At 63.7% G+C, this 21091-nt stretch carries 16 protein-coding genes; 3 read left to right on the top strand and 13 right to left on the bottom strand.

The genetic code is table 11. From position 1 onward, the window contains the following. Positions 1-50: 50 nt before the first annotated feature. From phoR to pstS, 7 genes are all read right to left on the bottom strand, one after another. The gene (gene phoR, locus EBS11_RS16835; protein ID WP_290604627.1) at positions 51-1367 is read right to left on the bottom strand and encodes a phosphate regulon sensor histidine kinase PhoR; all 1317 of its coding nucleotides are present in this window, start codon (positions 1365-1367) and stop codon (positions 51-53) included. 11 nt (positions 1368-1378) lie between these two features. Then, complete coding sequence (locus tag EBS11_RS16840; RefSeq protein WP_094444609.1) at positions 1379-2068, bottom strand: response regulator; 690 nt, start codon at positions 2066-2068, stop codon at positions 1379-1381. A 5-nt stretch (positions 2069-2073) separates the two neighbouring features. Continuing rightward, entirely contained in the window at positions 2074-2784 is a 711-nt protein-coding gene (phoU, locus tag EBS11_RS16845) for a phosphate signaling complex protein PhoU (RefSeq protein WP_034778131.1), read from the bottom strand. A gap of 44 nt (positions 2785-2828) precedes the next feature. After that, positions 2829-3623: a phosphate ABC transporter ATP-binding protein PstB gene (pstB, locus tag EBS11_RS16850; protein ID WP_034755069.1), complete on the bottom strand. Its 795-nt coding sequence runs from the start codon at positions 3621-3623 to the stop codon at positions 2829-2831. A 27-nt stretch (positions 3624-3650) separates the two neighbouring features. Further along, positions 3651-4538 (bottom strand): phosphate ABC transporter permease PstA, encoded by an 888-nt coding sequence (gene pstA / locus EBS11_RS16855; protein WP_290604634.1) that lies wholly within the window; start codon positions 4536-4538, stop codon positions 3651-3653. Beyond that, positions 4535-5506, bottom strand: a complete 972-nt coding sequence (gene pstC / locus EBS11_RS16860; protein ID WP_290604635.1) for a phosphate ABC transporter permease subunit PstC — start codon at positions 5504-5506, stop codon at positions 4535-4537. Before pstC ends, pstA begins: the two co-directional genes overlap by 4 nt. Before the next feature lie 238 nt (positions 5507-5744). Further along, the gene (pstS, locus tag EBS11_RS16865) at positions 5745-6794 is read right to left on the bottom strand and encodes a phosphate ABC transporter substrate-binding protein PstS (RefSeq protein WP_290604637.1); all 1050 of its coding nucleotides are present in this window, start codon (positions 6792-6794) and stop codon (positions 5745-5747) included. A gap of 271 nt (positions 6795-7065) precedes the next feature. Here pstS and ppk1 point away from each other — a divergent pair, with 271 nt between their 5' ends. The 3 genes from ppk1 (at position 7066) to EBS11_RS16880 (ending at position 10055) form a co-directional block, all read left to right on the top strand. Then, positions 7066-9159: a polyphosphate kinase 1 gene (gene ppk1 / locus EBS11_RS16870; RefSeq protein ID WP_290604639.1), complete on the top strand. Its 2094-nt coding sequence runs from the start codon at positions 7066-7068 to the stop codon at positions 9157-9159. Positions 9160-9193: 34 nt separating this feature from the next. Next, positions 9194-9652, top strand: coding sequence for a phosphohistidine phosphatase SixA (sixA, locus tag EBS11_RS16875; protein ID WP_290604641.1), 459 nt, complete (start codon positions 9194-9196; stop codon positions 9650-9652). Between the two features lie 277 nt (positions 9653-9929). After that, a complete protein-coding gene (locus EBS11_RS16880) occupies positions 9930-10055 on the top strand; it encodes a hypothetical protein (protein ID WP_254926692.1) in 126 nt (41 codons plus the stop codon). Between the two features lie 229 nt (positions 10056-10284). On the opposite strand, the gene EBS11_RS16885 is transcribed toward EBS11_RS16880, so the two are convergent. From EBS11_RS16885 to EBS11_RS16910, 6 genes are all read right to left on the bottom strand, one after another. Further along, positions 10285-11400 carry a polyamine ABC transporter substrate-binding protein gene (locus tag EBS11_RS16885; protein ID WP_290604645.1) on the bottom strand — a complete coding sequence of 372 codons (1116 nt, stop codon included), beginning with the start codon at positions 11398-11400 and terminating at the stop codon, positions 10285-10287. A gap of 185 nt (positions 11401-11585) precedes the next feature. Next, entirely contained in the window at positions 11586-14192 is a 2607-nt protein-coding gene (clpB, locus tag EBS11_RS16890) for an ATP-dependent chaperone ClpB (protein WP_290604647.1), read from the bottom strand. Positions 14193-14313: 121 nt separating this feature from the next. Further along, positions 14314-14787: a molybdopterin synthase catalytic subunit MoaE gene (moaE, locus tag EBS11_RS16895; protein ID WP_290604649.1), complete on the bottom strand. Its 474-nt coding sequence runs from the start codon at positions 14785-14787 to the stop codon at positions 14314-14316. Then, positions 14784-17366 carry a DUF349 domain-containing protein gene (locus tag EBS11_RS16900; RefSeq protein WP_290604651.1) on the bottom strand — a complete coding sequence of 861 codons (2583 nt, stop codon included), beginning with the start codon at positions 17364-17366 and terminating at the stop codon, positions 14784-14786. The genes moaE and EBS11_RS16900 overlap by 4 nt, the downstream gene beginning before the upstream one ends. Before the next feature lie 181 nt (positions 17367-17547). Continuing rightward, positions 17548-18201: a hypothetical protein gene (locus EBS11_RS16905; RefSeq protein ID WP_290604653.1), complete on the bottom strand. Its 654-nt coding sequence runs from the start codon at positions 18199-18201 to the stop codon at positions 17548-17550. Between the two features lie 114 nt (positions 18202-18315). Further along, positions 18316-20985 (bottom strand): bifunctional acetate--CoA ligase family protein/GNAT family N-acetyltransferase, encoded by a 2670-nt coding sequence (locus EBS11_RS16910; protein WP_290604655.1) that lies wholly within the window; start codon positions 20983-20985, stop codon positions 18316-18318. Positions 20986-21091 lie beyond the last annotated feature (106 nt).

A 21091-nucleotide genomic window follows, 5' to 3' on the forward strand; every position in this document is an offset into this window, starting at 1 on the left:
CAACATTGCACCAGTCGCCGGGGAAACAGGGGACTGCGCCCCCGTTCCGCCTACTTGACCAGCAAGTCGCCCTGCAGCGGCGTGACGACGGACTTGGGCATGCTGACGATGAAGCTGCTGCCCTTGTCGGCGACGGACTGGATGGCCAACGTCCCGCCATGGCGCAGCAGCACGTGCTTGACGATGGCCAGGCCCAGGCCCGTGCCCTGGGTTTCGCGCGACCGGCTCTTGTCGACGCGGTAGAAACGTTCCGTCAGACGGGAGATATGTTCCTGGCTGATGCCGATGCCCGTGTCCTGCGCGATGAATTGCGGTCCGGCCGGGCCATCCTGCCAGCGCAGGGTGATGGTGCCGCCGGCCGGCGTATAGCGCACGGCGTTCGAGGCCAGGTTGCCGAAGGCGCTGTAGAGCTCGTCGTAACTGCCCAGCACGTCGGGACCGTTGCACTCCATCTTGATCTCGTGCTTGCCTGCCGACAAAGCCTTGGCGTCGCGCAAGACCTGCTGCATCAGCTTTTTGATGTCCACCGGTTCGGGGCGCAGGGGGTAGTCGACCGATTCCAGGCGCGACAGGGTCAGCATGTCCTCGATCAGGTGCTGCATGCGGTGGCCCTGCTCCGTCATCAGCTTGAGGTGCGCGGCGCGCGTGGCGGCGTCCAGGTCCAGCTCGGCGGAAGCGATTTCCAGGAAGCCCACGATGACGGTGAGCGGCGTGCGCAGTTCGTGCGAGGCGTTGGCGATGAAGTCGCGGCGCATCATCTCGATGCGTTCCGTCTCCGTCACGTCGTGGGTGACGAGGATCTGGCGGCGGTTCTCGAAGGGGATGATCTGCACGATCAGCTTGCGGTTGCGGAAGGTGATCGTCAGCGGCTGGTCGTAGCGGCCCAGGATGATGTAATCCATGAACTCGGGGCTGCGGATCAGGTTGGTGACGCGCATGCCCTTGTCGCGCTCGTGCGTGAGGCCCAGGTGCTTCTCGGCGGCGGGATTGCACCATTCGAGGAACAGCACGTCGTCCATGATGACGACGCCGTCGGGCAGCAGGTGCATGGCCTGGCGGAAACGCGCCAGCCATTCCGTCAGCTCGGCCTGGTTTTTCTCGTCGTCGCGGCGCATGCGGTACAGGCGCGCGAAGATGCTGGTCCAGGCGCCCCAGCCGTCGGGCAGCTTGGCGCTTTGCGGATTGTCCAGCCAGTTGCTCAGCTGGAACAGGTAGGACAGCTGCACGAACACCATCATGGCCATCAGCACGAAGGCGATGCCCAGCGCATACGTGGCGCCAAACAGGTACCACACGATGGCCACGCCCAGCAGCGCCAGCACCATGCGCAAGGCGGCCGGTACCCAGAACAGCAATTTCGGATTCATAGAGTGAGGCTTTACTTTTCAGACAACATGTAGCCGACGCTGCGCACGGTCTTGATCAGGCTTTCCGCCTCTTTCAAGGCTTTGCGCAAGCGCAATACGTGGACGTCGACCGTGCGTTCCTCGATCACCACATGGTCGCCCCACACCTTGTCGAGCAGCTGGCTGCGCGAAAACACGCGCTCCGGGTGGGCCAGCAGGAATTTCAGCAGCTTGTATTCGGCATGGCCGATATCGATCTTCTGTTCATCCATCATCACGGTGCAGCTGACGGGATCCAGGGCCACGTTGCCGGCGCGCATGGGCGCCTGCGCGTGTTCCGGGCTCTTGCGTCGCAGCAAGGCCTTGGCGCGGGCCAGCAGCTCGCGCGGCGAGAACGGCTTGGTGACGTAGTCGTCGGCGCCGCTGTTCAGGCCGGCCAGCTTGTCTTCTTCCATGCTCTTGGCGGTGAGCATGATGACGGGGATGGCGGCGAAATTGCGGTCGGCGCGGATGCGCGACAGCAGGCGCAGGCCCGTCTGGTCCGGCAGCATCCAGTCCAGCAGGATCAGATGCGGCGTGCGGTGCTGGATGAAGTCCCACGCATCGGCGACGTTTTGTACAGAACAGCAATTCCAGCCGGATTCGCGCAGCGAATAGGTCACCAGTTCAACGATGGCCGGCTCATCTTCAACAATCAATACCGTGGTTTTATCAGATGCCATAAAGCTTACTCAGGGAGCTCCTCGGAAATGGCGGGAGCAGCCACCTTGGTGTGGCGGATGTCCTTGCCTTCAACCACGTAAATCACGTATTCGGCGATGTTTTTCGCATGGTCGCCGATCCGTTCGATGGCCTTGGCCACCCACAGGGTATCGAGCGCCGCCGAAATCGTGCGCGGGTCTTCCATCATAAAGGTAATCAGGTTGCGCATGATAGACCGAAACTCATGGTCGATGATGGCATCTTGTGCAATTAATTGTAATGCCTGCTTGCCATCGTTGCGCGCGAACGCGTCCAGCGCGTCATGCAGCATGTCGGTGGCCGTGTTGGCGATGCCGCGCACCATTTCATAATGGTTGACGACGCCGTTGCCCCGCTTGTGCAGATTCTTCGCCACGCGGGCGATCTTCGTCGCCTCGTCGCCTACGCGCTCGAGGTCGGTAATCACCTTGATGGTGGCCATGATGGTGCGCAGATCGTTGGCGGCCGGCTGGCGGCGCACGATCAGGTGGCTGCAGGCGTCGTCCAGCGACACTTCCAGCTGGTTGACGACGTCGTCTTCGCGCATCACGCGGTCGGCGCGTTCCGGGTTGCCGATGCGAAAGCACGTCATCGCGTCGAGGAACTGGGTTTCAACGATGCCGCCCATCAGGAGCACTTTCGAGCGGATCGCTTCGAGTTCGTTGTCGTATTGCTTGGATGAATGTTCGCCTATCATGCTGTCTCTCCGTATTCAGTTGTCTTGTGTATGCGCGGGGCGGATCAGCCGAAGCGGCCCGTGATGTAATCCTGGGTTTCCTTGCGGGCAGGATTCATGAAGATCTGGTCCGTTTCGCCGAATTCCACCAGCTCGCCCAGGTACATATAGGCCGTGTAATCGGAGCAGCGTGCCGCCTGCTGCATATTGTGCGTGACGATGGCGATCGTGTAATCCTGTTTCAGTTCGCTGATCAGCTCTTCCACCTTCGACGTGGAGATGGGGTCCAGCGCCGAGGTCGGCTCGTCCAGCAGCAGGACGTCCGGCTTCACGGCCACGCCGCGCGCGATGCACAGGCGCTGCTGCTGGCCGCCCGACAGCGACAGGCCGCTCTTCGTCAGCTTGTCCTTGACTTCGCCCCACAGCGCGGCCTTTTTCAGGGCCCATTCGACGCGCTCGTCCATCTCGCCCTTCGACAGGTCTTCATACAGGCGCACGCCGAAGGCGATATTGTCGTAGACGGACATGGGGAACGGCGTCGGCTTCTGGAACACCATGCCGACCTTGGCGCGCAGCATGTTGACGTCCTGGTCGGCGTCGAGCACGTTGCGGCCGCGGTACAGGATGGAGCCTTCCGCGCGCTGGCCCGGGTACAGGTCGTACATGCGGTTCAGGGTGCGCAGCAGGGTTGATTTACCGCAACCGGACGGGCCGATGAAGGCCGTGACCTTCTTCTCGTGGATGTCCAGGTTGACGTTATGCAAGCTTTGCGTTTTGCCGTAAAAAAAGTTCAGGCCCGAAATCTCGATGGTTTTTTTCTTTGGTGCCAGGTCTTGGGCTGGATTCATTTGCGTATTCATATGGGTTCGCTTCGCTCGGTATCTGTTTTAATGAGGGACTTTTTGGCTGAACACGGTGCGCGACAGGATATTCAAGGCCAGCACGCTGAAGGTGATCAGCAGTGCACCGCCCCAGGCCAGCGAGCGCCAGTTGTCGTACGGGCTCATCGCGAAGGAGGCGATGACGGACGGCAAGTTGGCCATCGGCGCATTCATGTTGAAGCTTTGGAACTGGTTATTCAGGGCCGTGAACAGCAGCGGAGCCGTTTCGCCGGCGATGCGGGCCAATGCCAGCAGTACGCCGGTGATGACGCCAGCCTTGACGGCGCGCAAGCGCACCAGGGTGGCCACCTTCCAGCGCGGCGCGCCCAGGGCAAACGCGGCTTCCAGCAGGCTGTTCGGCACCAGGCGCAGCATGTTGTCCGTCGTGCGCACCACCACGGGCACGGCGATCAGCGACAGGGCGATGGCGCCCGCATAGCCGGAAAAGTGCTTCACATGCGCCACGTACAGCGCGTACACGAACAGGCCGATGACGATCGACGGGGCCGACAGCATGATGTCGGTGACGAAGCGCGTCACTTGCGCCAGCTTGTTTTCTTCGCCGTATTCGGCCAGGTAGATGCCGGCGAGGATGCCGATCGGGGTGCTCACCAGCGTGGCCAGGCCCACCATCAGGGCGCTGCCGACGATGGCATTGATCAGGCCGCCGCCTTCGCTGCCGGGGGCCGGCGTCGTTTGCGTGAACAGGTCGATCGACAGCGCGCCAAAGCCCTTGATCACGAGGGTGAACAGGATCCACACGAGCACGGCCAGGCCCAGGGCCATGGCGGCCACCGACAGGGCGATGCCGACGCGGTGCATCAGCAGGCGCTTGCGGTAGACCGGGTTCATGGCCGGCTTGGCCGGAACGTCGAGAGTGCTTACTTGGCTCATTTCGTGCCTTCCTTGCGGGACATGCCAGCCAGCATCAGCTTGGCGGCGGATAAGACGATAAAGGTGATGACAAACAGGATCAGTGCCAGCGAGAACAGCGAGGACACGTGCAGCGCCGATTGCGCTTCGCCGAATTCATTCGCCAGCAGGGAGGTGATGCTGTTGCCGGCGGCGAACAGCGACCACGACAGCTTGTTCGCGTTGCCGATGACGAAGGTCACGGCCATGGTCTCGCCCAGCGCGCGGCCCAGGCCCAGCATGACGCCGCCGACGACGCCGGTCTTGGTGTATGGCAAGACGATCTTGCGCACCACTTCCCAGCGCGTGCAGCCCAGGCCGTATGCGGATTCCTTCAGCACGGCAGGCACGATTTCGAACACGTCGCGCATCACGGAAGCGATGAAGGGGATGATCATGATGGCCAGCACCAGGCCGGCCGTCAGCAGGCCGATGCCCATCATGGGGCCGCTGAACAGCTGGCCGATGAGGGGCAGGTTGCCCAGGGTGGCTTTCAGCAGGGGCTGGACGTGGTCGGCAAACAGGGGCGCGAAGACGAACAGGCCCCAGATGCCGTAGATGATCGATGGCACGCCGGCCAGCAGCTCGACGGCCGTGCCCAGCGGGCGACGCAGCCAGGCCGGGCAGATTTCCGTGAGGAACAGGGCGATGCCGAAGCTGACGGGAAAGGCGATCAGCAGGGCGATCACCGACGTCACCAGGGTGCCGATGATGGGGATCAGGGCGCCGTACTGGTCATTGACGGGGTCCCATTCGGCCGACACGATGAAATGCAGGCCGAAGTTGCGGAAGGCCGGTATCGATTCCATGATCAGCGAAATGATGATGCCGACCAGCACGACCAGCACCGACATGGCGAACAGCATCGTCACCTTGTGGAACAGGAAGTCCTGGATGCGCTGCTTGCGCATGGTGGAAAGCATCTGTGCGTGACTGATGGAATCGGTCATGTTGCCGCCTGGCATGGGGATCGTGGAAGAGGTAGATTGTGCGCTCATAGTGTGCCAGATGTGGGTGGTACTGCCGGTATTACTGCTTGCAGGTACTGCTGTTGTGAACTCTTGTTTTATTATTACTTCTTTAGCCAGGACCGTCTGCAAGGGCTTGCGGGCGGTCCTGGCTAACTCCCTGCCCCGCCGTGCTGCTGGCGGGGACAAGGATCAGTACTTATCTGGTCAAGCTATCGAATTAGTAGATGGCTTTGCCCGATGCGTCTTTCAGGTTGGCTTTCCACGATTCCTGCACCAGTTTCACGACCGATGCCGGCATTGGCACGTAGTCCAGTTCAGCAGCGGCGGCGCCACCGTTCTTGTAGGCCCAGTCGAAGAATTTCAGGACTTCCTTGGCCTTGCCTGCGTCAGCCTGCACTTTGTGCATCAGGATGAACGACACGCCCGTGATCGGCCAGCTGTTTTTGCCAGCCTGGTCGGTCAGAACCACGCCGAAGCCTGGGGTTTGCGTCCATGGTGCCGAAGCGGCAGCGGCTTTGAAGTTCTCGTCGTCCGGTTGCAGGAAGTTGCCGTCCTTGTTTTGCAGCTGGGTGTGCGACATCTTGTTTTTCTTGGCGTACGCCCACTCGACGTAGCCGATCGAACCCTTGATGCGCTGTACGTTGGCAGCAACGCCTTCGTTACCCTTGCCGCCCACGCCCACTGCCCATTTCACAGCCGAGCCAGCGCCGATCTTCGATTTGAATTCCGGGTTGGTTTTCGACAGGAAGTCGGTGAACAGGAAGGACGTGCCCGAACCGTCGGCGCGGTGCACCACGGTGATTTCCGTGTCCGGCAGCTTGACGCCCGTGTTCAGCGAGGCGATTTCAGGCGCGCTCCACTTGGTGATCTTGCCCAGGTAGATGTCGGCAACGACTTTACCCGTCATTTTCAGCTGGCCTGGCGCCACGCCGTCGAGGTTGACGATGGTAACCACGCCGCCCATGATGGCCGGGAACTGCATCAGGCCGGACTCTTCCAGCTCTTCCGCCTTCAGCGGCATGTCGGACGCGCCGAATTCAACAGTCTTGGCCTTGATTTGCTTGATGCCGGCGCCGGAACCGACGGACTGGTAGTTCAGGCCGTTGCCGGTGTTGGCTTTGTAGGTTTCAGCCCATTTGGCGTAGATCGGGTACGGGAAGGTTGCACCAGCACCTGTCATATCTGCCGCCATGACGGAAGCGGAAGAAAATGCCATCGCTGCCGAAGCACCCACGACGATAAATTTGAACATTTGCTTCATTTGCATATCAAGTCCTCAGGGTTGTTAGGGCACAAAGTCCCGGTTGAATGCTGCGCAGTCTAGCAAGCGAATATGACAGCTTTATGACATGCGCCAAATTTCATGAAATATTTGCCTACGCCCGGGAAATGGCCATTTTCGGCGCCGCAAATGACATCCGCGCCGGCGCTTTATGACAGAATATGTCACGGCCATGTCATATTTCATGATTACACTCATTGCGCGTCATACAAGTAAAAATACCGCTAGAATTAATCATCTGCAAAGACAAAAGAATATGAAACCTGAACTGCACACGGAAGTGACCAAATCGGGCATCCTGCTTGACCGCGAGCTGTCGCAACTGACTTTCAACCGGCGCGTGATGGCCCAGGCGGAAGACCCGAACATTCCGCTGCTCGAGCGCCTGCGCTACCTGTGCATCGTCAGCAGTAACATGGATGAGTTCTTCGAGGTGCGCGTGGCCAGCCTGCTGGCGGCCGGCAGCATCGGCGGCTCGCTGGCGGGCCACCCTGCCCTGGCCGCCAACCTGGAACGCATCGGCAAGGAATGCCATGCGCTGGTGGAACGCCAGTACGAGATATTAAATAACGAAGTCTTGCCGGCCCTGCGCGAAGCGGGCGTGCATTTGCTGCGCGACAGCGACCGCAACGAGGCGCAGCGCGCGTGGGTGAAGGAATACTTCGACCGTGAAGTGCGTCCCCTGCTGACACCGATCGGCCTGGACCCGGCCCACCCCTTCCCGCAAGTAGTCAACAAGAGTCTCAATTTCATCGTCTCGCTGAGCGGCAAGGATGCGTTCGGCCGCGGCACGGCGATCGCCATCGTCAAGGCGCCCCGCGTCCTGCCCCGCGTGATCAAGCTGCCGGACGAGATCTCCGGCGACGGCGTGTCCTTCTGTTTATTGTCATCCGTCATCCATGCGCACATCTCGGACCTGTTCGCCGGGCGCGAGGTGATCGCCTACTCGCAGTTCCGCGTCACGCGCGACAGCGACCTGTGGGTGGACGAGGATGAAGTCAAGAACCTGCGCCAAGCCCTGAAGGGCGAACTGGTGGGGCGCCAGTTCGGCACCTCCGTGCGCCTGGAAGTGGCGCGCAATTGCCCGCCGGAACTGTCGCAATTCCTGCTCGACCAGTTCAGCCTCGACCAAAGCCGGCTGTACCGCGTCAACGGCCCCGTCAACCTCGTGCGCCTGTCGGAAATGATCGATCACGTCAAGCAGCCCGAACTGCGCTTCCCGCCCTTCTTCCCCGGCCTGGCGCACAAGGCCATCGGCAATGACATCTTTGCCGCGCTGAACAAGCACGACATCCTGCTGCACCACCCCTACCAGTCGTTCCAGACGGTAATCGACTTCGTGCGCAGCGCCGCCTACGACCCGTCCGTCGTCGCCATCAAGCAGACCATCTACCGCACGGGCATGAACTCGGACCTGATGGAGTCGCTGATCACGGCGGCGAAGATGGGCAAGGAAGTGACCGTCATCGTGGAACTGATGGCGCGCTTCGACGAGGAAGCCAATATCAACTGGGCCGACAAGCTGGAGCAGGCAGGCGCACAGGTCGTCTACGGCGTGGTGGGCTTGAAGACGCACGCCAAGGTGGCGCTCGTCATCCGCCGCGAGGAAGGCGCGCTGCGCTTCTACGCCCACTTGGGTACCGGCAACTATCACCCCACGACGACCAAGCTGTACACGGACTTCGGCTTGCTGACGGCCAACCAGGACCTGGCCGTGGAAGTGAACGAAGTGTTCATCCACCTGACCAGCCTGACCAAGCCGCACAACCTGAACCACCTGTGGCTGGCGCCGTTCGGCCTGCAAAGCGAGATCATCAAGGCCATCCGCAACGAGGCGAAGATCGCCCGCGCGGGCCGGCGCGGGCGCATCATCGTCAAGATCAATGCGCTCGTGGATGAATCCGTGATCCGCGCCCTGTATGCGGCCTCGACCGATGGCGTGAAGATCGACCTGATCGTGCGCGGCGCCTGCACCCTGAAGCCGGGCGTGCCGGGGCTGTCGGAAAACATCAAGGTGCGTTCCGTGATCGGGCGTTTCCTTGAGCATAGCCGCATCTACTACTTCCGTAATGATCTGGCGCACGATGTCTACCTGGCCAGCGCCGACTGGATGAGCCGCAACCTGTTCCGCCGCGTGGAAGTGGCCTTCCCCGTGCTGGACCGGGCGCTGAAGCGGCGCGTGATCGCCGAGGGCCTGAATCCGTATTTGAAGGATAATACGAATGCATGGGAACTGGAGCCGACGGGCCATTACGCGCGCCGCAAGCCGCGCGGCAAGCAAAGCCCGTTCAGCGCCCAGCAATACCTGATGCACACGCTGGGCACGCCGGGCGCGGAGGTCGGCGAATAAGCGTATTTCGACTCTCAACACTGAGGAGCACAACATGGATCTCATCTTGTGGCGACACGCGGAAGCCGAGCCAGGCGTACCCGACCTGGAACGCGCCCTGACCGTGAAGGGACAGAAACAGGCGCGCCGCATGGGCGAGTGGCTCGCTTCGCAGCTCTCCGAGAACTGCCGCATCCTCGTCAGCCCTGCCCTGCGCACCCTGCAGACGGCCGAGGCGCTGGGACGCAAGTTCAAGCTCATGCCGGAACTGGCGCCCGGCGCCGAAGCGGAAGACATCCTCAAGGCGGCCAACTGGCCCAGCGGCAAGGAAACCGTGCTCATCGTCGGCCACCAGCCCACCCTGGGCCAGGCGGCGGCCCTGCTGCTGACGGGCGAAGAGCAGGAATGGGAAATGCGCAAGGCCAGCGCGTGGTGGTTCTCGCAACGCGAGCCAGGCGATCCCATCAGCGTTTACCTGAAAGCCGTGATGGCGCATGACCTGGTGGTGAAGTAGGGAAACGTGTACGGCCGGCGCCGGCATGGGCAGGCGCCCCCGTCAGCGCTCACGTGTAAGCCGTGCTGGCGCATGGCCTGGCGCTGCCATCAGCGTGATGGGCCTGCAAGATGCGCAAAAAATGCGCTGGAACAAATTCTGGTGAAATTCACAACTCGGCAGCCTTGTAAAGCGCTGCCGATCTGCTAGAGTTTAATTGCATCAACTACGTGTTGGAGCGCTGCTCCGGCACATTGAGCAACCCAGCGGACAGCCGTCCAACGGCGGCTGAAAGACCATGTTAACCTTCCTCGTTTTTCTCTTCATCGCCATCTTCGCCGCCATCATCGGCTTTGTCGCCTTTGAATTGATCGAAGAAATGCGCGGCAGTCACCACAAGCTGATGGACCGCTACCACGAGTAGTGTTACCTCGGCACTATCGCATGGCGCCAGCGACGGCCTACCAGTCCGTCTCTCGCGCCATCCTTGTATCTCCCCTTGTATCTCCTCTTGTATCTCCTGACAAACCTGCTGCGCGTCGCGATTGGCAATCGGCGATGCCCACTGCCTGGTCGGGCCCGTGCAGAGCACAGTTCCGCTTCTCGATCACAACGCCCTTCGGCTCGCTACAGTGTTGCAGGGAGCCAGTACCTCACAGTCCCGTCTTGAACTTCGTATAGATGCGCGTCATCAATCGGCGGATATCGGCCGTCGTCGCTTCCGGCGCGGCCATGCGCTGCTTGTCGGCGTCCGGCAGGAAGATGGCCTTGTTCTCGCCGATATCCTTGCGCACATACTTGATGCTGGCCGGATTCGGGTTCGCATAGAACACTTTGTTGCTCAGGCTGGCATGCACTTGCGGGCGCAAAATGTAGTTGATGAACAGGTGCGCATTGTTCGGATGGGGCGCGTCGGCCGGAATGGCCATGGTGTCGAACATCAGGGCGGCCGTCTTCGGCACCAGCACCTGGATCACATTGCCGTTCTTCGCATCGATGGCGCGCTGGCGCGCGATATTGATGTCGCCCGACCAGCCCAGCGCCACGCAGACGGAGCCGTTGGCCATGTCATTGATGTAGCCGGACGAGCTGAACAGGGTCACGTAGGGACGGATGGCTTGCAGCACCTTGCCCGCTTCCTGGTAGTCGGCGGCCGCTTTCGAGTACGCGGGCTTGCCCAGGTATTGCAGGGCGGCCGGCAGCACTTCCGACGGCGAGTCGAGGAAGGACACGCCGCACGACTTCAGCTTGGCAGCGTATTTCGGGTCGAACACCAGGTCCCAGGCGTTCTCTGGCAGGGGCATCGCGCCCAGCGCCGCCTTGACCTTGTTGACGTTGATGCCCACCGTCGTGTAACCCCACAGCCAGTCGACCAGGTAATCGTTGTTCGGATCGATCTTCGACAGCTTGGCCTGCAGGTTCGGGTCTAGGTTGCCCAGGTTCGTCAGCTTGCTCTTGTCGAGCTTGCGCAACAGGCCCGCATCGATCTGCAGGCGCGCCCACTGGGCCGTCGGCACGACGATGTCATAGCCGGACTTGCCCGCCACCAGTTTTGCATTGAGGATTTCGTTGTTATCAAAAACGTCATAACGGACCTTGATGCCCGTTTCCTTCTCGAAATTCTTGATCGTGTCGTCGCCGATATAATCGGACCAGTTGTAGATGTTCAGGACCTTCTCTTCCTGGGCATGGGCAGGCAATGCCAGCACGGCCGCCGCCAAGGTCAATCCCAGTCCAATGCGCCGCCCTGCTTGCCATGTGTGTGCCATCGTGCCGCCTCCGGAATTAGTCAGAAAATAGTGACGATGATAGCAAGAAGGGCGGCATCAGGTCTAGCCCGATACCGCCCTGCTTTAGATTATGCCGATGTTAACCTGCGCCAACACCCCACAGCGTAGAACTGGGGTCAGACCCGGCGGGTCTGACCCCGGCTTTTGTTCGCCTTTGGGGTAAATTACACCTTGTCCAGCCCCACCTGCGCACCCGTAAACACGAGGTTGCCGTTCTGGGCGTCGATGCGGATCTCGTCTTTCGGGCCAAAGCGGCCTTCCAGGATCAGCTTCGACAGCGGATTTTCGATCTGCTGCTGGATCGCCCGTTTCAGCGGACGGGCACCATACACCGGGTCGTAGCCCGCTTCCGCGATTTGCTGCAAGGCCGCGTCGGTCAGGCTCAGCGCCATGTCCATGCTCGCCAGGCGTTCTTCGAGGATCTTCAGCTGGATCTTCGCGATCGCGCCGATGTTCTTCTCGTCGAGGCCGTGGAACACGACGATTTCGTCGATGCGGTTGACGAACTCGGGACGGAAGTGCGAGCGTACCTCGGCCATCACGGCCAGCTTCACGACACCGGGATCATCGCTCTCCATCGCCTGGATCTTGTGCGAACCCAGGTTCGACGTCATGATGATGACGGTATTCTTGAAGTCCACGGTACGGCCCTGGCCGTCCGTCATGCGTCCATCGTCGAGCACCTGCAGCAGCACGTTGAAGACGTCCGGGTGGGCCTTCTCGACTTCGTCGAGCAGGATCACGCTGTACGGCTTGCGGCGCACGGCTTCCGTCAGGTAGCCGCCCTCGTCGTAGCCCACATAGCCGGGCGGCGCGCCGATCAGGCGGGCCACGGAATGCTTCTCCATGAACTCGCTCATGTCGATGCGGATCATCGATTCTTCCGTATCGAACAGGAAGGTCGCCAGCGCCTTGCTCAGCTCGGTCTTGCCCACGCCCGTCGGTCCCAGGAACATGAAGGAACCATACGGCCGGTTCGGGTCGGAGAGGCCGGCGCGCGAGCGGCGGATGGCATCGGCCACGGCCGTGATCGCCTCATCCTGGCCGACGACGCGCTCATGCAGCTTCTCTTCGATGTGCAGCAGCTTGTCGCGTTCGCCCTGCATCATGCGCGACACGGGAATGCCCGTCGCGCGCGACACCACTTCCGCGATTTCCTCGGCGCCCACTTCCGTGCGCAGCAGCTTCGGATGGTCGGGATCGACCTTCGGCATGCCGCTGTCGGCCTGCTTGAGCTGGGCTTCCAGCTGCGGCAGCTTGCCATATTGCAATTCCGACACTTTTTGCCAGTTGCTCTCGCGCGTCGCCTGTTCCATCTGCAGCTTGACTTGCTCGATCTCTTCCTTAATGTGCGTGCTGCCTTGCACGACGGCTTTTTCCGCCTTCAGGATTTCCTCGAAGTCATTGTATTCGCGCTGCAGCTTGACGATTTCCTCGTCGATCAGGGCCAGGCGGCGCAAGGATGCCTCGTCCTTTTCCTTCTTGACGGCTTCCTTCTCGATCTTCAGCTGGATCAGACGGCGCTCCAGCTTGTCCATCACTTCCGGCTTCGAGTCGATCTCGATCTTGATCTTCGCCGCCGCTTCATCGATCAGGTCGATCGCCTTGTCGGGCAGGAAACGGTCCGTGATGTAGCGGTGCGACAGCTCGGCCGCCGCAATGATGGCCGCGTCCGTGATTTCCACCTTGTGGTGCAGCGCGTATTTATCCTGCAAGCCGCGCAGGATGCCGATCGTCGCCTCCACGGTCGGCTCGTCGACGAGCACCTTCTGGAAGCGCCGCTCCAGCGCCGCATCCTTCTCGATGTACTTGCGGTACTCGTCCAGGGTGGTGGCGCCCACGCAGTGCAGTTCGCCGCGCGCCAGCGCCGGTTTGAGCATATTGCCCGCGTCCATCGCGCCTTCGGCCTTGCCCGCGCCCACCATGGTGTGCATCTCGTCGATGAAGACGATGGTCTGCCCTTCATCCATGGCCAGTTCCTTCAGCACGGATTTCAGGCGCTCCTCGAACTCGCCGCGGAATTTCGCGCCCGCCAGCAAGGCGGCCATGTCCAGCGACAGGACGCGCTTGCCCTTCAGGGATTCGGGCACTTCGCCGTTGACGATGCGCTGCGCCAGGCCTTCGACGATGGCCGTCTTGCCCACGCCCGGTTCGCCGATCAGCACGGGGTTGTTCTTGCTGCGGCGCTGCAGGATCTGGATGGTGCGGCGGATTTCATCGTCGCGCCCGATCACAGGGTCGAGCTTGCCCTTGCGCGCCCGTTCCGTCAGGTCCAGCGTATATTTTTTCAGCGCTTCGCGCTGGCCTTCGGCCTCCTGCGAATCGACCTTGTTACCGCCGCGTACGGCCTCGATGGCCGCTTCCAGGGCCTTGCGGGTCAGACCGTTTTCGCGCGCCAGCTTGCCGCAGTCGGACTTGTCTTCCGTCATGGCCAGCAAGACCATTTCGCTGGACACGAACTGATCGCCCGCCTTTTGCGATTCCTTGTCCGCCAGGTTCAGCAGGGCCACGAATTCGCGGCTGACCTGCACGTCGCCGCCCGTGCCGGACACTTTCGGCAGGCGTTCGATCGAGGCGCCCAGGGCCTTGGACAGGCCGTTCACGTTGACGCCGGCCCGCTGCAGCAGCGAGCGGGCACCGCCGTCGTCCTGGTTCAACAGGGCCGTCAGCAGGTGGACTGGTTCGATATAGGGATTGTCGTTGCCCACGGCCAGGCTTTGCGCGTCGGCCAGGGCTTCTTGTAACTTGGTAGTGAGTTTATCTTGTCGCATGAAAAGCGCTCCCGGTTAATTAGTTGTTAACCAAATTGGGGTGAGGCAGTACTTTTCAAGCATACACAAAGCAGAAAACCGATGCACTTGGGCAAATGCTACCGTGCGCGGCGCGTACGATTCAAATGGGGCTTGCTTTTGCCGTCCATTTGTCCAGGGCCGCCCCGTCGCTGTCGCGCGCATCGAGCCAGCGCGCCCCGTCCGGCGTGTCTTCCTTCTTCCAGAACGGCGCTTCCGTCTTCAGGTAGTCGATGATGAACTCGCACGCGGCGAAGGCCTCGCCCCGGTGCGCGGACGACACGGCCACCAGCACGATCTGCTCCTGCGGCAGCAGAGGGCCGATGCGGTGGATCACCAGCGCGCCGGCCAGGGGCCAGCGCTCCCGGGCCTGCTCGACGATGGCGACGATGGATTTCTCCGTCATGCCCGGATAATGCTCAAGCTCCATGGCCGCCACGTCCAGCCCCTCGTTCATGTCGCGCACCGTACCGACGAAGCCGACGACGGCACCTACCTTGGGGTTGCCTGCACGCAATTGTGCGATTTCTTGACTGAGGTCAAAATCGGCTTGCTGGACGCGGACGGAAATACTCATTTGGCATGGCCTCCGATGCGGCGCAGCAAGGTTTCGATGCGGCTGGCCGTGCGCGCGTCCGTGACGGCGGGAATCGCGCACAGCTGCATCAGCTGCGACACTTGCGTGAGCGGCTTCTGGCCCGACTTGAGCGACGATTGCAGCACTTCCACCTGCATCTTCAGGCGGTCGCGGGCAAATTCCGCGCCGCTGTCGACGCCGGCGACGATTTCCAGGCGCAGCACTTCGTCGAGCAAGCGGGCCTCGTTGGCCTGCAGCTGCTCCACATAGGCGGCGGCGCCCTCGCCCAGCGCGGTCTGGGCGGCGGCAAAGCGCTGCTGCAGGCTGCGTTCGTATTGCGCGTCGAGCGCCGGCAAGGCGCTCCAGCGCCCGCCCCACGCCTGCGCGTCGGCACCGGCATCGCCATCGGCCAGGGCCGCTTCCAGCGCCTGCACCAGGCGCAGCTTGTCGCGCAGGGCATTCGCCTGCGCCGCGCCGGCGCGCTCGGCGATGGCGTCGGCCTGCGCCTGCACGCCGGCCACGGCTGCCTGGTAGCGCTGTTCGATCTTCGCTTCGCTGGCGCGCGGCACGGGACCCGTGGCATTCCACGCGCTGCGCGTGTCGCGCAGCAATTGATTGATGGCGGACGTGCGGGCCTTGTCGTCGCCGTCGGAGATGACGGCCGTTTCCAGGCTGGCGCACAGCGCCTCGCGCGCATGCAGGTGTTCGCGGCGCTCATGGTCGGCCGCATGGGCCGTTTCCTTGCGCTTGGCAAAGATGTCGTCGCAGGCGGCGCGGAAGCGCTGCCACAGCGCCTGTTCGGCGCGGCGTTCCAGCGGCAGGGCCTTGGCCAGCTCCTGCCATTTTTCCTGCAAGGCCTTCAGCATGTCGACCGTGTTGCGCTCGGATGGTTTCAGCAGGCCCACTTCGACGATCAGCTGCTCGCGGCGCGCCGTCTCGATCTGGCGCTGGGTTTCCAGCGGCTTCGACAGGGCGTCCAGCGCAGCGCCAAATTCCCCATCCAGGCGTTTCTTTTCCTTGCGGTCGATGGTGCCCAGGCGCGTCCACGCCTGGCGCAAACGCTGCGAGGCGGAGGCGACCTGTTTCCAGTCCGTGCTTTCCTGGGCCGCCAGGGCCGCCGTTTCCGCGATCAGTTCCTGGGCCTTGGCCGCATTGCCATGGCGCTCTTCGGCCAGCTGCTTGAAATGCTGGGCCGCCGGCGCGTAAGCCAGGCTGCAGGCGGCGTCGAAACGTTCCCACAGGGACTTGGGGGCGGGACCGGACAGGGTGTCGAGCGACTTCCAGCGCTCGCGCAGGCTGCCCACCTTCTTGGCCAGCTCGGCCATCGGCAACTCCTGCGCCGGCAATTCCTCGCCCGCCTTGACCAGTTCCTCGCGCGAGACATTGCCGCCCCAGCGCGCCCAGTCGGCCAGGCGCTTGAATTCGGCCCGCACGTGCGCCAGGCGGTCGGCCTGCGCCGGCGTCAGGCGGCCGTGCTTGGTATCGCGCAAGGTCTTGTCATGCTCGGAAGCCACGTGCAGCAAGCCATCCTGCAGGGCCGCTTCCATGGCGTCCAGCGTCTTGAAGAACTGCTCCGTCGCTTCCTTCGACACGGGCGCGTGTTCCTGGCGCGGCTTGCGCGGCGCGGCGTCCCCTTCGCCAGGCGCGGCAGCGGCTGGCGCTGCCGCCTGCACGGGCGCCGGCGCGCTGGCCAGCAGGGCCGCGAATTGCTGCTGCAGGCTGTCGGACAGGGGCGACTCGGGCAGGCGCGGCAAGGCTTGCCAGGCGCGTTTCAGGGCGGCGGCGTCCAGCGTGGCGGCATCCTGCGCCTGCCATTCGGCCAGGGCAAGCTGGCGCGCGTCGAACACGGCCTGGTGCTGCTGCAGCGCCTGCAAGGCGGACTGCGCCTGCTCGCGCGCTTGCGTAAAGTCAAGGTCCAGGTGTTTCGGCAGCGAGGCGCGCTCGGGCGACTGTGCATGCAGGGCGTGCTCGGCGTCGAGGTCCGCCAGCGCCTGCGCCAGCTCGCCGGCGCCCTGGCCATTGCTCGCCAGCGCGCGCGCGGCGGCGACGGCGTCGATGACGGCGCGCTGCAGCAGCACCTGCGCTTCCAGGCGGGCCGCCAGCGCGGCGCGCGCGGCGGCAAAGTCCGTGGCCAGCTCGGGCGTGGCCTTGATGACCTGCCATTGACGGTCCAGCTCAGCCACCTGGTTGGGGCTCAGCTTCTCGTCGCTCAACAGGCGCTGGGCGGCGGCGATGCTGGCCTGGGCGCGCTGCGTTTCGGCCGCCTGGTGGCGGATCAGGTCGATACGGCCCTGCATCAGCTTGGCGACGCGGCGGTCCGTGTTGCGCATGGCCTGGTGGGCTTTTTCCAGCAGGGGCAGCGAGTGGACATGCTCGGCCGCGATCAGGCGGGCATCGGCAAATTCGCTGGACACGATGAATTCAAGGGCGGCGGCTTCGTCGCCCGCCACGGCATGGGCACGCGCCACCTGTTCGGCGCGGCGCGATGCGCTCTGCGCCGAGGCGGCGGCCTGTTCTGCCACGACAGGATCGGGTGCGGCAGTCTTGCTGGCAGAACGTTTGAAAAGAAATTCGAACATGACGGGTTTCGCGTGGATCAAAACCACCATCATAACAAAGCCCGGGGTATTGCATCGGACAGGACTGAACAAGTTATCAAATGAGTAAATCGAACATTTTCCCCATGACGGCGGGCCGCCGCGCCGCCCGAAAACCAGCTCCGCCCCGGACGGCACGGCGAGGTGGGCGCTTGCTACCCCGTCAAGCCTGCGCGCGCAGCGGCTGCGGCGCCGCCAGCCGCGCCGCAGGGGCGTCGGCGCTGGCGCCGGCAGCGGCGCCCTGCCCGCCAGCCGCCGCCGCGCCCGCCGCCGGCAGGACGAAGGGCAGCACCTGCGCCTTGTCGCGGCGCGCTTCCTGCGCGCGCGCATCGTGGGCCAGGAATTGATAGGCGATGGCAAACCATGCTTCGCCCACGATCACCTTGCGCGCCAGGGCGAACAGCTCGCGCTCGTCCCTTTCCAGGCGCGCCAGCAAGGCCGCGCAAAAGGCGTCGATGGCGGCGCACAGCTGCCCGGCCTGCAGTTCCGTACTGTCGATGGCGGCAGCGGCGCGCTGCTGCACGGCATTGATACTTTCCAGCGCCGCATGGTTCAGGCCGTTAAGCTCGTTGAGCAGGCCGTCCGCATGCGGCGCGGCCTGGCGGATGGCGGGGATCAGGTACATCTCCACCTTGCGCCAGTAGCCGCCCTGGTAGAGACGGTTCAGCCAGTCGCCCGCGTACTGCAGCTGCGCCAGGCTCAGGCAGTTCTGGTGCCGCAGCTGCACGTGCATGTATTTCTGAAAAGCCAGCAGGCTCATGCGGATGCTGGCCTGTTCCACTGACAAGGACACCAATATATATGTTGCCGTAAGCATGCACTCACTCCCAAAGCACGTCGGACGTATCATCCTGGAAGTGAAAGTGTAAAGACTGCCGACAGGGCCAGGTTTGATCCTGCACAAACCTGCAGCCTGCCACGCGCATCATTTTCAGCGCGGCGGCCGCAAGCCGATGTGCAGGTTGACGACGCCCGGCTCTTCCGACGGCGTGACCTCGCCGCCAAAGCTCTTCACCAGCCGCTGCATGCCCTTGTTGCGCGCCATGGCCTCGCCCACCAGCGCTTCCGTGCCGCGGCCGCGGAAGTAGTCGACCAGCTTCTCGAACAGGATGTGGCCCAGGCCCTTGCCCTTCAGGGCCGAGCGCACGGCGATGGCGAAATCGGCGTGGATATTGTCCGGGTCGGCCACGGCGCGCACCACGCCCAGGGTTTCCGGCTTGCCGTCCGGCCCCGTGTGCGTGGCGATGAAGGCCATGGCGCGGTCGTAATCGATCTGCGTCAGGCGCGCCAGCTGCGACACGGGCAGCTCGCGCATGGACGTGAAAAAGCGCAGGCGCACGTCGTCCGGGTCCAGGGCGTGGAACAGCTCCATGTGCTGCGGCGCGTCCTCGGGACGGATGGGGCGCAGCAAAATGGGCTGGTCCATCCACGTCACCTGCTCTTCCAGCTCCTGCGGATACGGGCGGATGGCCAGGCGGTCGCGCTTCTGGCCCGGCTGCAGGCGGATGCGCGCGTCGAGGGCGATCACGCCATCCGCGTCGGCCACCAGGGGATTGATGTCGAGTTCGGCCAGCTCGCCGATGTCGGCCACCAGTTCGGCCACCTGGATCAAGGTGTAGCAGATGGCGTCGATGTCGGCCGGCGGCTGGTTGCGGTAGCCGGCCAGCAGTTTCGACACGCGCGTGCGCGCCAGCATGTCGCGCGCCAGCACCATGTTCAGCGGCGGCAGGCCGATGGCGTGGTCGGCCGTCACCTCCACGGCGATGCCGCCCTGCCCCACCAGGATGACGGGGCCGAAGGCGGCGTCCGTCGTCACGCCGACGATCAGCTCATGCGACTGCGGCCGGCGCGCCATCTGCTGCACCGTGAAGCCGTCGATGAGCGCGTCGGGCCGCATGCGGCGCACGCGTTTCTCCATGGCGGCGGCGGCCGTGCGCAGGATGTCGGGCGTGTCCAGGTCCAGCGCCACGCCGCCCACGTCGGATTTGTGGGCGATGTCGGGCGAATGGATCTTCAGCGCCACCGGGTAGCCGATATCGGCCGCCACGGCCAGCGCCTCTTCCACGTCGGCCGCCATGCGCGTGGTGGCGACGGGAATGCCGTAGGCGGCGAGGATTTCCTTCGAGCGGCATTCGCCCAGCACCGTCTGGCCAGCCGCCAGCGCGGCGGCGACGATCTCGCGCACCCGGGCGCGGCGCGGCGTGGCCGACATGGGCAGCTGCGCCGGCACCTGCATCAGGGTTTCCTGGTTGCGCCGGTACTGCACGATCTGCATGAAGCCGTGCACGGCCTTTTCCGGCGTGTCGTAGGTGGGAATGCCGGCGCGGTTGAGCACCTGGCGCGCGGGCGCCACGGTGGTGCCGCCCAGCAGGCACGACAGCACCGTGCGCGACGTCGCCTTGATCAGCGGCGTGACGGCTTCGGCGATGTCGATCGACGAGACCATGGCCGTGGGCGCGTGCAGCAGCAGCAAGGCGTCCGCCTGCGGCTCGTCGAGCAGCGGCGCGATGGCGTCCACATAGCGCTGCACGGCCGAATCGCCGGGCAGGCCGACGGGATTGTCGTGCGACCAGCCCCGCGGCAGCGCCTTTTCCAGCGCGATGACGGTGTCGGGCGACAGCTCGGCCAGCTTGCCGCCGCTGCCCACGAGGGCGTCGGTGGCCATCACGCCCAGGCCGCCGCCGTTGCACAGGATCGCCAGGCGCTCGCCCCGCTGCGAGCGGATATGCGTGAGGGTTTCCACGGCGTCGAAGAGTTCCTCGGCCGAATACACGCGCAGCATGCCGGCGCGGCGGATGGCCGCGTCGTACACGGCGTCCGAACCGGCCAGCGCGCCCGTGTGCCAGGCCGCCATGGCCGCGCCTTCCGCCTCGCGGCCCGCCTTCAGCACGATGACGGGCTTGCTGCGCGCGGCCGCCCGCGCCGCCGACATGAATTTGCGCGCCGCATGGATGTCTTCCATGTACAGCAGGATGGCGGCCGTGTCGACGTCGCCGGCCAGGTAGTCGAGCAGGTCGCCGAAATCGATGTCATAGCTGCCGCCGAGCGAAATGAACTTGGAAAAGCCCACGCCGTGCGCATTGGCCCAGTCCAGCACGCCCGACACCAGCGCGCCCGACTGCGAGACGAAGGCGATCTTGCCGCTCGTCGCGCCCACGTGGGCGAAGCTGGCGTTCAAGCCCAGTTTCGGCACCAGCAGGCCCATGCTGTTGGGGCCGAGGATGCGCAGCAGGTGCGGCTTGGCCGCCTTCAGCATGGCCAGGCGCAGCGACTGTTCGCGCGCGGGGTCCAGGCCCGACGTCATGACGATGGCCGCGCGCGTGCCCAGCGCGCCCAGTTCGCGGATCAGCGCCGTGATGGTGGCGGGCGGCGTGCAGATGATGGCCAGGTCCGGCGCCTTGGGCAGCTGCGCCAGCTTGCGGTAGCATTTCAGGCCCATCAGCTCGTCATACTTGGGATTGACGGGCCAGATGTCTCCCTGATAGCCGCCCCCGAGCAGGTTGTACAGGGCGATGGCGCCCAGCTTGTGTTCGCGCGCCGTGGCGCCGATCAGGGCCACCGAGGCCGGCTTGAACAGCTTGTCGAGATTACGGATACTCATGTTCTGGCCTCATGGATTGCCGGAGCGGGATTGCCGGAGCGACTATGCGCCAGTGTATAGGATGCGTTGCCGAATAAATTTGACCTTGTCGTGCATTTCGCAAAAA

Source organism: Janthinobacterium sp., assembly GCF_009923995.1.
Classification (GTDB): domain Bacteria; phylum Pseudomonadota; class Gammaproteobacteria; order Burkholderiales; family Burkholderiaceae_D; genus Janthinobacterium.